Consider the following 13,393-nt stretch of genomic DNA (forward strand, 5'->3'; position numbering starts at 1 on the left):
TCTACTTGCCGGTTTTGTTGAGGTTGTTAAAATAGTTTTGATACAATGCAGAAGCTGGACCAGTACTTTGTGTCTGCGGTTTTGCTGCTTCGGTATTGATCATTTTTTGTATAGCCTGTTCAACCAGATCAATATCGCTCATTATCAATTTATTGCCTGTGCTTAATTTTCTTAAACTGCTTAAGGCATTTAAATAGGTAGAAGGATGATCGGCTGCGGCTCCGATCATGTATTTCTCTGTTTTGCCAAGTAAGAATTGATCTTGTTCGATGAACTTTTTCCCTGTTTTTCTGCTCTCCAGTAAGGCGAGCGCTGCTTTTAAAAAGGCCGTTCTTTTTTCTTTTTGCTCAAACGACATTTTCTGAACCGGCTGTGTAATCTTATCCAGTTCCCCGGTTAAACGTTTCTCAGGTTTTAATGCTGCCGTTTTTACAGTAGTTTTAGCCACATAAGCCCGCGACTTTTGTTGCAGATCTTTCAGTAACCTCAGCGCTTTATATTCGTAAGGTAATGCTTCCTGGGGTTTATAAGTTCTTAAACGGAGTTCGGCATTCCACATTTCAGTTAAAACGGCCTTTAGCTGTGCCTTCATTTCTGGTTCGAAGAAGGTGGCGTCCTCTGCGATATCATGTTTATGGGCATATTTGTCCATAATGGTGCTCACATCACCAAACTTTTCGCCCTCATTCTTATGTTCCGCATGCTCGTCGTGATCATCATGATCGCCTCCTATTTCATTTTCGTTTTCTTCTCCCAAAAACTGTCCGTAACGTAATCTCAATAACTTTTGATCGATACCTAGGTCATTACTTCTGGTTTTAAATGTCTGCACAGGTATTGATGATTGATCTTTTATTAATTTCTCGGTATCGATAATGATCTGCCTTTCGCTCCTGAAATATTCTGGAACCAGGTTAACGCCATTGGTCATTCCTGCTAAACTCATTAACTCGGCAGTATCTACAATTGAAACGAAATAGACATCCGAACGGCTCGATTGACCATGATTATCCATCGCTTTGATGAAAAAGTAAAGTTCATCGCCTGGTTTCATGCCAAGGCTTTTTAAGTCAATCTGTTTACTTAACGTGAAGTTCCTTTTATTATCAAACCCGGTATTAAACGATAGTTTTTTCTCGGTGAAACTCACCCCTTCACCTTTACCACTGGCCATGGTTGCCGATATATAGGCGTCGTTGATGCCATAGTCATCTGTAAGTGATACGTTCAGGTTAATCTTTTGCGGCTGACCGATATCAATCGTGGTATGCTGTTTGGGTTGCGTAATTTTAATCGTAACGGGTAAATCAGGAATGATCTCGATCTGGTAGAGATCTGATTTTTTACCGTCCAGATCCAGTTGATAAAAGCCTGATTTGTTGACGGTTTTGCTATATGTCCATTGCGTATGTGATGCATTTAAGGCTTTTAGTGGGGCAATTTCGTTATCGTTAAAGATGATTTTCAGTTTTTTAATACCAATGTTTGTTTCGATTTTCCAGTTTGTTTTGGCGCCTGTTTCGGCAGTAATAGTAAACTGCTTTTGTTTACGCTCAGCTTTTTGAGTGTAGGCAGGCGGAATGATGGTAGCGCTGAAATCGGAAATTTCTGCGGGAATATTTTCTTTGATTGCCGGAATTTGACTTGCTTTTTCGTGAAAATTTAAAGGTTCACTTTTATGTAAAGAGATTTGGCTAATGCCGATGCTGATGAGCAATCCTACAAGAAGGATAATCAAGCCTAAATATAATTTCTTCACAGGCTCTTTTGGCTGCGATAGGTTGGGGATTATATTTTCGATTTTGTTGCGCTGCAGTTGTTGCAGTATAGTCAATTCATCTTGATTTTGCAGCAGGAGATCAGCACTCTCTTCCAGTTCGGGATACTGGTTGTTTACAAAACGCGAAACATCCTGATCGGTGGTTTTCCAAATGGGTTTTATGAATAAGAAGATGCCCAGAATAACAGGAAAAACAACTGCAAAAAGCCATGGAGAAAAATGCAGCAAGTAAACGCTCATAACCGATAAAACCAAAGAAATGGCCAAAGCAATTGCAATAATGCTAATCAGATAAAAGTTAATCCACTTTTTCCTTAGGTTACGGATCCAATTTTGTCCTTCAGCTTTTAACATAATTCGGTTTTTTTCTGAATGATAAAATACGTTCGGTAACAAAAATCAAAAGGGCAGTTATCCAAAATAAAGTTACAAGTTCTTCATTTTGAGTAATTTGTGTAGATTCTGCTTTGGTAATCTCGGTAACTTCTTTTTGCTGAACTGATAAGCTCCGCTGATCGGCAGGATTGTCTTCGAAACCGAAGTCTGTTGAGTTTTCCGCTCTGATCACAATCGGCATCAACGCTTTTACAAATAAGCCATCCCAAACCAGTTCGTTCCATTGCGGGTTAAAACGGCTGTAAAAGTGAAAGATATGTAAGGAATCAGCCTTTTCATTTGTCAATACTGCATTTCCAAAACCATCGGTCCATATTTTTTCAGCTTGGCTGGTTGAGGCAATTCTTTTACTCAATTTAATATGACGACCATAAATGTTAATAGTAGATGGTGTGGCAACTACTTTTCCTTTTTCGTATTGAAATAATGCTCCATCCAATGCAATTGATGATTTGAAATCTGATGAAACCGGATTATCAGATAACCAAAAACCAATGGTTGCTTTTCCTGCAACTGCATTGATGATAATTTTCCGTTTGGTGAAACTTTCAATGGCTTTTAAGGCCGCAATGAGATATTTACTGTCTGTAATACCCGAAGTTTCGTGTATGGCGACGTTTATTGGCGATTCGTCTGCCGAATTTAAAGCCTGATAAGTGGTGCTTGAGGGATTGGACTTTGCTTCATATTTCTTACCTGCATATCCGGCAATCCAGCTGCTAAGCGTATCGGTTTGGTTTAGCGGAATGTATTTCAGTTTATAGCTAACAGTTGGCAGTTCGTTACCAAAACGGTTTAAGCGCCGATCGGCAAAAAAATAAACTTCAGCTCCAGGAGGAACAAATTGATTAGCTGCACTCAATAAGACTGTATAACTTAAATTATCGTCCTGTTTTGTTTCATTAAGAACGGTATCTTTTAAGATTAATGGTTTAAAACCCACATTAAAATCGTGGATTTCGTAACCCTTTTTCAGTAATGAATCTATCGTTTTTTTATTAGAATTGAAAACCTGTTGGAAAATAGTTTTATCAACCAAAATCCATCCGGCTTTATTTTTGCCCGAGATTATTTTTTTAAGATAAGGTTGTGCCAGAAGAAATGCCAGCAGCACCAAAATCAAGCAGCGTAAAACCAATAAAAGCCAATCGTTAATTTTAAAGCTTTTTGAGCTTGCCCTCGAACTTTCGCCAAGCAGCGCAATGCTGCCGATCTTAAGGGTTTTACCCTGTTTAACATTCCACAGGTGTATAATGAGCGGGATAATTAAGCCTGCAAGCGTCAGTAAACCTATGGGATATAAAAAATGCACGGCTTAAATTCTAAGTTTACTTCTTTGTTTTAAAAAATCCCTCAATGCCTGGTCTAAAGGTTCATCGGTTGTAATTGTCCGGTAAAAAATCCTTCTATCAAGCAGCTTTATCCTGGTTTCTTCCAGGTAAGCATTAAGCTTGTTTTGATAATTGGTCTTCGCTTTGGTTTGATCAATCTGAATGGTTTCTCCTGTTTCCAGGTCTTCGAAAGTGCTGTAACCTTTAAAATCAAGATTCAGTTCGTTTCTTGATAACACGTGAAAAACCACGATCTCGTGCCTTAAAGTATTCAACGTATCCAATAACTTGATAATTTCATCTTCTTTTTGATAAAGATCGGTGACGAAAATCAGCAATTCGCGTTTTTGGGCTCCGGCAAACAATTCTTTATAATGAATGGGTTTAGTGAATGCTCCATTGGGATTGATCTGCTCTAACTGGTAAAACAATCGGGCCAAATGCTGGTAATCCTGCTTTGGGGTCATGGAAAAGATCCCTGAATTTTTCAGCACGTATAAACCAATGGCGTCGCCCTGTAAATTAGCGAGGTAAGCTAAAGATGCACCAAGATATTTTGCATAATCTATTTTGGTAAAATCGCCATCACTGTGGTTCATCGAGGCACTGGCATCTATTAATATCCGCACGGCAATATTCGTTTCCACCTCCGATTCGCGGATATAATAACGGTCGGAGCGGGCAAACATTTTCCAGTCGAGCGACCGTAAATCGTCGCCAGGTTGATAACTTCTGTATTGACTAAACTCCAATCCTGGTCCCTTTACGGTACTTTTATTAATGCCGTTCATAAAACCATCAATCGTCATTTTTGCCGATAATGAAAGGTCTTTAATGGCCATTAATACTTTTGGATCGAGCAGTTTACTCATTAAATATTGGCTTTTGGTTTCGAAATGGCTTTAATCAGTTCGTCTGTAACTTTATCGGATGAAACATTTTCGGCTTCTGCCTTAAAATTCATCAATACCCGATGGCGAAGTACCGGATAAGCCATAGCCTGTAAATCTTCCGTTATCACAGCATACCTGCCCTTAAATAAGGCTCTTGCTTTTGCTGTTAAAATCAGTGCCTGTCCGGCCCTTGGTCCTGCGCCCCAACGCACCCATTCTTTTACGAAATTTACAGTCGTGGTATCAGGTCGGGTGGCGCGGATGATTTCACTTACATAAGTAATTAAATCATCGCTGATGCTTACTTCGCGGGTAATGGCTTGCAGTGCTGCAATTTCTTCAGCGCCAATAATCGGGTTGATCACTGCTTTTTTGCTTCCAGTTGTGCTGCTTAAAATCTGAGTTTCTTCGGCTGCCGTTGGGTAACCGATTTTGATGTATAAAAGAAAACGGTCTAATTGTGCTTCTGGCAGAGGATAAGTTCCGGCCTGTTCAATCGGGTTTTGTGTAGCCAGAATGAAAAATGGCCGATCTAAAGGATAAGTTTGTCCGCCATAAGTTACTTCAAATTCCTGCATGGCCTCTAATAGTGCCGATTGGGTTTTTGGGGGCGTCCTGTTCACCTCATCTGCCAGGATAATGTTGGCAAACAAAGGGCCTTTGTTAAATTTAAAAAAACGTTTTCCCGTTACGTGGTCTTCTTCCAATATTTCGGTACCCACAATATCGGTAGGCATTAAATCGGGCGTAAACTGAATTCTTCTAAAAGAAAGATCTAAAGCCTGCGACATCGTTCTTACCATTAAAGTTTTAGCCAAACCCGGTACACCTTCCAGTAAACAATGTCCGCCGGCCATTAAAGCAATCAGCATTTCTTCAATGATCACATCCTGACCCACAATTACTTTTTGTATTTCGCTTTTTAAAAGGGAGATCTTATCGATCAATATTTTTAGGTTGCTTTCTGAACGCTCCAAAACGGTTGATTTTTTAGTATAACGATATTGTGTTTCAATATAGGGCATATTGATAGATAGTTTTAGCCTAATGGAAAAGAATATCAAAAAATTTACACGATAATTAGGATAAAAAAGCAGAATAATAAAAAATGGAGGTAATTTTAGGGTGATGCAGAGAGCTAAATTTACATTTGCGAGGTTAAAATATAATTCAGGCGATTGGGATACTGATCAGCGCATGCCATCCAACCTCTTAAATTCCCTTCTCGAGTATACAACCATTCCTTTGGATGAAGAAGAGAAAATTGTAGAGCTGAGCAGCCGCGATTTATTTAAATATCCTTTCTGTTATTTAAGTGGGCATAAATTGGTTCAATTTAGTCAGCAAGAAGCAGTAAATTTTAAAACCTATGTGCATAACGGAGGTTTCGTTTTTGTAGATGATTGCAATCATGATATTGATGGTTTATTTGCCCGTTCATTCGAAACACAGATGAACAACCTTTTTGGTTCTCAGGCTTTGAAGAAAATCCCTAATAACCATGGTATTTATAGTTCTTTCTTTAAGTTTGACAAAGGACCGCCAACCACTTCTTTCGAGTTAAACGGTTGGGGTGATGATATTGTGCACGATTACCTGAAAGCAATTACCATTAACAACAGGATAGGAGTGCTTTATAGCAATAAAGATTATGGCTGCGAGTGGGATTACGATTTCAGGAACAAACGTTTTTTAGCTGAAGACAATACCAAGTTCGGGGTAAATATTATTCTGTACGCCATGGGGATCAATAGTTAACAGTTGACAATTTTCAATTGGCTGTTTTTTCGTGCTGTCAGATGTTACCGTCTGACAGGTTTAGAAATTCATTGATTAAGTTTTAATCGCAGCAGATGGTAACACCTGCCGCCACACTTAAATTGCTGGTTAACCAATCTACAAAGCATACGCGGTTTCGGCTTTAGATTGATTAAGCACCAAAAAGCTCTGAATATTTCCAACATAAGCCAGTGCACCTATATTATCTCGCAGAAAATTGTTGTAAGACACCATATCGGGCATGGCCACTTTAAGCATAAAATCGAAATGCCCGGTAAGGTGATAACATTCCATCACTTCTGGGTATTTTTCCATTTCGGTCTTAAATGCCCTTACAATATCTTCCGAATGTGTGGTAAGCTGAATGTGCGGAAAGGCTATAAAATGCGACCTCAGTTTATCGATGTCTACAATGGCAACTGTTGATTTGATGTAGCCATTTGCCCGCAGTTTTTTAATGCGGTCTACAATGTGGGTCATGCTTTTTCTAAGCTTTCCCGAAACTTCTTTATAGGTTAATAATCCATCACGTTGTAAAAGATTTAGGATTTCGATATCAGTCTGATCAACTTTTTGAGGTTGCATGTAAATACTTAGTGTATAATTGTTTCTTTTTTGTTCGCTTTTGTGAAGACTAAAAATAGTTAAAATAAGGTATATTTATTTAATTTATTGTCGTTATTTAAAAATGTACTTAGTGTATATATTACAATAATGGTAAAAATTATGGAGTGCAAATAAAAATTATATTCTGTCAGCTTATTTTCCTGCTATGCTAAACCAAACTTTTAGGATGTTTAGGGTTTGATAAAAAATAATTTTTACCAAAAAAATAAGTTGTTGCAGTATAATTTGCTTAACTACTGATCTTTACGCTGTAATTAATTTAACCGAATATTATTTTTCTCATGCATAAAAAACACAATTTTGGTGCCGGCCCATGCATATTGCCGTCATCTGTAATGGAGCAAGCTGCTCAGGCCGTAATCAATTGGGGAGGGATGGGTTTATCTATTTTAGAAGTTTCTCATCGATCGCCAGAATTTGAAGATGTGGTACTTAAAACCCAGCTTTTGGTGCGCGAGTTATTGTCTGTTCCCGATCACTATTCTGTACTTTTTTTACAGGGTGGGGCCAGTACACAATTTGCTATGGTTCCGATGAATTTTTTGAGTGAAGGAAAAAAAGCTGCTTATCTTGATACAGGATATTTTGCACAAAAAGCCATTAAAGAGGCCAAATTGTTTGGCGAAGTAGCGATCGTGGCTTCTTCGAAAGATAAAGATTATGCCTATATCCCGGTTGATTTTAATAATGATAAGCAAGCTGCGTATCTGCACTGTACTTCAAATAATACGATTGAGGGGACAGAAATATTTGATTTCTCTACTGCGGGTGCGCCGTTGATATGCGATATGTCATCAGATATTTTTTCCAGAAAAATTAACATCACCGATTTTGATCTTATTTATGCTGGTGCCCAAAAGAATATGGGGCCAGCTGGGATGACCTTGGTCATTGCTAAAAATGAATTCCTTAACCAGGCAAAAAAAGAAATCCCATCAATGTTGGATTATCGGGTATTCCGCGATAATATGAGCATGTACAATACACCACCAGTTTTTTCTATTTATGTGGCCATGCTTAATTTATTGTGGCTGAAAGACCAGGGTGGTGTAAGTGGGATGGAGCAAAGAAATATAGAAAAGGCAAAATTATTATATGCCGAAATAGACCGTAATCCGCTTTTTTACGGTACGGCCGATGTTGAGCATCGTTCTCGAATGAATGTTACTTTCTTGGCCATAAATAAAGAGGTAGAAAGCGAGTTTTTAAAGTTTACAGCAGATCAGGGAATTGTAGGTATAAAAGGCTATAGAACAGTTGGTGGATTTAGGGCTTCACTTTACAATGCGCTTCCATTATCGAGCGTTGAAGTATTGGTAAATGCAATGGCCAGTTTTGAAAAAATTTACAGTGATAAAACAGTTCTTGAACTCGAATAATCCGTTAAACGATGATAAAAATCTCTCCATTAAATGCATTACAGCCAGGTAAAGACATCTTTGATCTGATGATTTCTGATCAGGTAAACGGTAAGGTGCATAAAAATGAGCAGCTTTCGTTTGAAGACCTGCTTAATCTATTCGGATGTCCTTTGGATGATCGGCCTGCTATTTATGTTTACGAGTTCCGTAGCGAATTTGGTATGATGCGGGGGATTTGGGCAGCTACCGATCTCTCTCAAACACCGGTAAATGCAATTAAAAGGCACGAAGAAACAGTATCGTCGAAAGTAGAATCACTTAAAATAGATCGTAAAAATAAAGCAACGCAAAAATCGCCGATCTTATTGGTCCATAAAAAAGATAAAACTTTAGATGCGCTTATTGATTTTGTGGTGCGTACGCGTAAACCTTTAGCAAGTGAATGGTCGCAAATGGGGCATTTCCTTTATCAGGTATTGGAAGAAGATGTTATTGAAAAATTTGTAGAAGCGTTTATGAAACTTCATGCGGTTTACCTTGCCGATGGTCATCATCGCTTGGAAGCAGCCTGTTCGTTGCAAAAAAACACAGCTCAGCAGATCAGTTCGCTATTTGTTTCTGCCGATGTAATTTCGATAGGTGCCTTTCACAGAATGGTTTCGGGTGTAGATATTTCTTATTCGCTGCTCATGGAAAAACTGAAGGCGTATTATTATATCTCAAAAATTCCCAATAACAAAGCTTATAAACCTGATCAGAAGAACAGGTTAGGCCTTTGTTTTAAAGGTGAATGGTACCAACTGGATTTAAATAAAGCTTCTATTGCATTGTCAGAAGTGCCAGATACGGTGATTTTACAAGATAAAATCCTGTCGGCCGTGCTGGGTATCAATAAACCAAAGGAAGACGAAAGACTAGTCTGCTTTCCGGATTGCAAATGGTCTCAATTTCTTGAAGCGCTGAATCACGATGAAACGTCAATTGGTTTTTCTCTTTTTCCGATGACAGCGGATGCATTTATTACTGCAGCAGAAAAGGGTGAGTTTTTGCCGCCCAAATCTACCTGGATAGCGCCTAAGATCCCTCAGGGATTTATGGCGAGTAGCCCGGTGGCCATAACGGCGAAAGGAGAACAGGTAAGGGTAAATTAATAGATAAACCTATAAAACAAACGATATGTTCGATCTCGATTTAGAAAGTATAGCGCAGATAGGCGCTACCTTTCTGATAATTGCTTTCTTTTTAGTGGCTTTGTACAAAAAGCGCCTTAAAGTAAACAAGAAAAAGAATGATGGAGAGCAAGATTACCTGCATTGGCTCTAAACCTGTTATATTGATTTTAACGGTGGCACGGTATTTTTTTTGTTGTGGTAAATCAATTTAGCTTTACGTTGAGTAAATTTTATAGTTAATTATGCTATAGCGGTTGATTATAGCAATTTGATTATAGTTAAATTTTATACTTTTGGGTTATTGATATTTACAATTTAACCTGATATATTTTATGAAAATGCTTTTTAGAGTTTGCACATTTGCTATTTTAATCTGCTCATCTGTTCTGGCGAGTGCACAAACCGTTACTTTAGATTATTTTTTTAATCGCGAAACCCGAAAAAATAAAGCTGGAGACGTAGAGCGTTTTCATTATTTATGGGGCAAAAGCGATTATGGGAATTTCTTTATTTTAGGAAACATCTTTAAGAAACAAGGCTTTAAGTTAGATTCTTTAGAAACGGCTCCTACTACAGCCAAGTTAAAAGGAACTGATGTATATCTAATTGTAGATCCTGATCGACCAAAAGAAAATCCAAAACCAAATTATATACAGGCGGCAGATATCACTGAAATTTCTGCATGGGTAAAACAAGGAGGTATATTGGTAATGTTTGCTAACGATAGCGCAAACGTAGAGTTGCCACACTTTAACAAACTAGCGAATGTATTTGGTATGCACTTTAGCAATGAGATGCAAAACCATGTTATTGATGATAAACATTTTGAAGATGGTGCCATTTCTACCAAAAACAATCCTGTATTTAAAACGGCGCAAAAAATATTTATGAAAGATGTTTGCGCTATTGAAACCAAGAATGGTGCAAAACCTGTTTTGAAAAATGCAGCTAATGCAACAGTTATTGCTTCGGCTAAATATGGTAAAGGAACAGTAATTGCCATTGCCGACCCATGGTTGTATGACGAATATGTTAACGGACGTTTACCAAAAGAAATGGGTTTCGAAAATGATAAAGCAGCTGCTGATGTAGTGGCATGGTTAAAAAAACTCTCGAAAAAATAAAGCTATTAAAGTTTATCTAGTTTAAGATAACCCAAATGAATTTCATCTTCAGGTAAATCGCCTGAAGATGTTTTTATTTCAATATGGTATTTTTTTTTTGATTCTTCGCTTAAAATATCTTCAATTTTATAAATATCATCTACATCAATGCCATACTTTTCATCAATATGGGCATTGGCGCCTTTTATCGAATTGGTTTTAAAGAATACCGTTTTCTTTGCTTCTTGTATAGCCTTCGCCCTTTCATCATGTACAGATAAAACAATATAATGTTGTTCGTATAGTTGGTTCGATTGGTAGCCACCAAGGTTAATGAAAAATAGTTTATTAGCAGAAAGGGTAGTATGGTTCTCTCTTAATTTGATGTTAATTTCATAATTATCGACCTTATTCACTTCCCGCCAGCCATCTATATGTATACTGGTTCCAGCTTCGGGCCAAAAAGCTTTAATTTCGGGAACAAGTGCTTTAAGCGAATGGGCAATGCCAAAGAAATAATCGTGCTGTTCTACATTTCTTTTTGGTGCTTTCGATCCCAATAAAAGCATGTATAGTTTAGGTTGTTGTTCGTCCATATTTAATTGATTGCCTTTTCTTTTAACAGCGTTAATCAGAATTGGTTTGTGATTTTACATCTTCTTTTAACCACAGAGAACACAAAGGGGACGGCGCAGAGAACACATAGCAGGAGATTATGCAGCACAAACCTTTCATTATAAACCCCTGCCCGTTGCAGGCGGGCGATAGCAGTGGATACCGATTCTTTACCGATAAATCGGCACTAATTGGCATCGGCTGGAACGAATAGCGGGACTACCAAATCCCATGGAATACTGACATTCATTTCCGAAAACTAAAAGCACGATAGACTTCAGTAGAAAAGTCGTCGTCTCGACCGATGCAACGAGGAGTGGAGAGATCTTTTCAATTCCATCATCCTCCTTACATTTTCCATCGATTTAAAACAATTTCGCTTTTTTAAGATTATATCACCTACAGGTTATCACCTGCTATTTTCGCCAACTAAAGAAAACGCGTCAAGAATAAATGAATACAGCTACTGCAAACAAAAGAATTGCCATTATAGGTGGAGGACCCAGTGGTCTGTTCATGTACAAAAGATTAGTTGAGTCTAACGCCATCAACTTCGAAATAGAGATCTTCGAACGCAAAGACTATTTAGGAGCTGGCATGCCTTATAGTGCTGAGGGCGCAAATGTAGAGCACATTACTAATGTATCAGATAATGAAATTCCCATCATTTTTAATTCTATAGAAGATTGGGTTAAAATAGCACCTAAAGCGGTTTTAAAAAAGTTTAACATCAACGAAGCGAAATTTAATGAGTATAAAGTATTGCCCAGATTATTTTTTGGAGAATACTTATCTGCGCAGTTTAATCTGCTGAAAGATGCAGCGGCGAAAAAAGGGATAAAAACCAATGTGCATTTAAAATGTGTGGTAGAAGATATTATCGATTCTTCTAAAGATAATCAAGTGACTGTTTGCGTTAAAGATCATCACAAGGCCTATTTCGACCAGGTTATTATTTGTACCGGGCACAATTGGCCTAAAAAATATGAAGGCAAGATTCCCAATTATTTTGATTCTCCGTACCCGCCTAAAAAAATATCGTTAAAACTTGACCATGCTGTTGGCATTATGGGTTCATCATTAACGGCGATTGATGCTTTAAGAACACTTGCCAGACAAAATGGTAAGTTTGAAGACAATGAGGATGGAACCTATCGTTATCATTTAGAAAGCAAAGGCTTTAAAATTGTAATGCATTCCCGTAGCGGTTTGTTACCCGCTATTCGCTTTCATTTGGAAGATTCGCATTTAGGAAAGGAAGAAACGCTAAGCAAAGCCGAAATTCAGGCGAGTATAGCCAAGAACGGAGGGTTTTTACCCTTGGACTTTGTATTTGAAAAGAATTTCAAGGAAATGTTTGTAGAAAAAGATCCCGCTTTTTATAAGCAGATTAAAAACATGAATCTCGAGGAATTTGTAGAGGCCATGATGGGCTATAGAGAAAAAATGGAACCATTTGATCTTTTTAAAAAAGAATACGATGAAGCCGAAAAATCTATAGAAAAGCGAAAATCTATTTATTGGAAAGAAGCTTTAGCAGTTTTAAGCTTTGCGATGAATTATCCTGCTAAGTACCTTTCCGCTGAAGATATGGAACGGCTCCAAAAGGTACTAATGCCCTTAATTTCTATTGTAATTGCATTTGTACCCCAAAGTTCGTGCAGAGAATTATTAGCACTTCATCAGGCTGGTGTGTTAAGCATTGTCGCCGTTGGGGATAATGCTGAAGTAGAACCGTTAAAAACGGGCGGGGCCGATTATCATTATAAGGTAGATGATCAAGAGATAACCGTTCACTTTGATACCTTTATCGATTGTGTTGGTCAGCCACATCTTTCTTTCGATGATTTTCCATTTAAAAGTTTAATCAAGAATGGAACGGTTAGTCCGGCCATGTTACAATTCCAGTCTGCTGAGAGCGGAAAAGCAGACATGAAGCATAATGATTTAGTGATAAGGAAAGGCAATACTTACTTTTTAACTGTGCCTGGTATTACCATCAATGATCATTTTCAGGTGGTTAATGAAGCGGGGGAGGTGAATGAAAGAATCTATATTATGGCCGTTCCGTACATTGGTGGTTATAACCCCGATTATTCCGGAATCGACTTTTGTGAGGCTGCATCTGAAGCGGTATTGAAGCGTGTTTTAGAAGAGAACAGGCTCACTTAATAAAATCCACTACTTAGAATTATTACTACATACATTTTTTGCCGACACGAATGCTGCAGCTAAGAGAAAGCTTGATTTATGAAATCAATTAGTGTTGCTTCTACAAAATACAGCTATTAAAATGGATTATTTATTATTTTTCAAGGTTATAAATAGTAGCTTTT

General features: G+C 37.9%; 12 protein-coding genes. 6 read left to right on the plus strand and 6 right to left on the minus strand.

All coding sequences use genetic code 11. The features are described 5' to 3' along the window. Position 1: 1 nt before the first annotated feature. Genes J7E57_RS23240 through J7E57_RS23255 form a run of 4 tightly spaced genes read right to left on the minus strand, consistent with a single transcriptional unit; the run spans position 2 to position 5,425 of the window. Positions 2–2,134: a DUF4175 family protein gene (locus tag J7E57_RS23240; RefSeq protein WP_215125651.1), complete on the minus strand. Its 2,133-nt coding sequence runs from the start codon at positions 2,132–2,134 to the stop codon at positions 2–4. After that, positions 2,121–3,488, minus strand: a complete 1,368-nt coding sequence (locus J7E57_RS23245) for a BatA domain-containing protein (RefSeq protein WP_215125650.1) — start codon at positions 3,486–3,488, stop codon at positions 2,121–2,123. Before J7E57_RS23245 ends, J7E57_RS23240 begins: the two co-directional genes overlap by 14 nt. A 3-nt stretch (positions 3,489–3,491) precedes the next feature. Beyond that, on the minus strand, positions 3,492–4,379 hold the full coding sequence (locus J7E57_RS23250; RefSeq protein ID WP_251030019.1) for a DUF58 domain-containing protein: 888 nt from the start codon (positions 4,377–4,379) through the stop codon (positions 3,492–3,494). Next, positions 4,379–5,425, minus strand: a complete 1,047-nt coding sequence (locus J7E57_RS23255; protein WP_215125649.1) for an AAA family ATPase — start codon at positions 5,423–5,425, stop codon at positions 4,379–4,381. Before J7E57_RS23255 ends, J7E57_RS23250 begins: the two co-directional genes overlap by 1 nt. Before the next feature lie 103 nt (positions 5,426–5,528). On the opposite strand from J7E57_RS23255, the gene J7E57_RS23260 reads away from it, so the two are divergent. Then, positions 5,529–6,158, plus strand: a complete 630-nt coding sequence (locus J7E57_RS23260; RefSeq protein WP_215125648.1) for a DUF4159 domain-containing protein — start codon at positions 5,529–5,531, stop codon at positions 6,156–6,158. Between the two features lie 138 nt (positions 6,159–6,296). Here J7E57_RS23260 and J7E57_RS23265 read toward each other — a convergent pair whose 3' ends face one another. Continuing rightward, positions 6,297–6,764, minus strand: a complete 468-nt coding sequence (locus J7E57_RS23265) for an Lrp/AsnC family transcriptional regulator (RefSeq protein ID WP_215125647.1) — start codon at positions 6,762–6,764, stop codon at positions 6,297–6,299. A 323-nt stretch (positions 6,765–7,087) separates the two neighbouring features. Here J7E57_RS23265 and serC point away from each other — a divergent pair, with 323 nt between their 5' ends. The 4 genes from serC (at position 7,088) to J7E57_RS23285 (ending at position 10,463) form a co-directional block, all read left to right on the plus strand. Then, positions 7,088–8,185, plus strand: a complete 1,098-nt coding sequence (gene serC / locus J7E57_RS23270) for a 3-phosphoserine/phosphohydroxythreonine transaminase (RefSeq protein ID WP_215125646.1) — start codon at positions 7,088–7,090, stop codon at positions 8,183–8,185. A gap of 11 nt (positions 8,186–8,196) precedes the next feature. Continuing rightward, on the plus strand, positions 8,197–9,318 hold the full coding sequence (locus tag J7E57_RS23275) for a DUF1015 family protein (protein WP_215125645.1): 1,122 nt from the start codon (positions 8,197–8,199) through the stop codon (positions 9,316–9,318). 25 nt (positions 9,319–9,343) lie between these two features. Next, positions 9,344–9,490: a hypothetical protein gene (locus tag J7E57_RS23280; protein ID WP_165456383.1), complete on the plus strand. Its 147-nt coding sequence runs from the start codon at positions 9,344–9,346 to the stop codon at positions 9,488–9,490. A 181-nt stretch (positions 9,491–9,671) separates the two neighbouring features. Further along, positions 9,672–10,463: a lacto-N-biose phosphorylase central domain-containing protein gene (locus J7E57_RS23285; protein ID WP_215125644.1), complete on the plus strand. Its 792-nt coding sequence runs from the start codon at positions 9,672–9,674 to the stop codon at positions 10,461–10,463. Positions 10,464–10,468: 5 nt separating this feature from the next. Here the strand turns inward: J7E57_RS23285 and J7E57_RS23290 are convergent, their stop codons facing one another. Further along, the gene (locus tag J7E57_RS23290) at positions 10,469–11,038 is read right to left on the minus strand and encodes a DUF1543 domain-containing protein (protein WP_215125643.1); all 570 of its coding nucleotides are present in this window, start codon (positions 11,036–11,038) and stop codon (positions 10,469–10,471) included. 472 nt (positions 11,039–11,510) lie between these two features. Here J7E57_RS23290 and J7E57_RS23295 point away from each other — a divergent pair, with 472 nt between their 5' ends. After that, complete coding sequence (locus tag J7E57_RS23295; RefSeq protein ID WP_215125642.1) at positions 11,511–13,229, plus strand: FAD/NAD(P)-binding protein; 1,719 nt, start codon at positions 11,511–11,513, stop codon at positions 13,227–13,229. Positions 13,230–13,393 lie beyond the last annotated feature (164 nt).

It is taken from the genome of Pedobacter sp. ISL-64 (assembly GCF_018613605.1).
GTDB lineage: Bacteria > Bacteroidota > Bacteroidia > Sphingobacteriales > Sphingobacteriaceae > Pedobacter.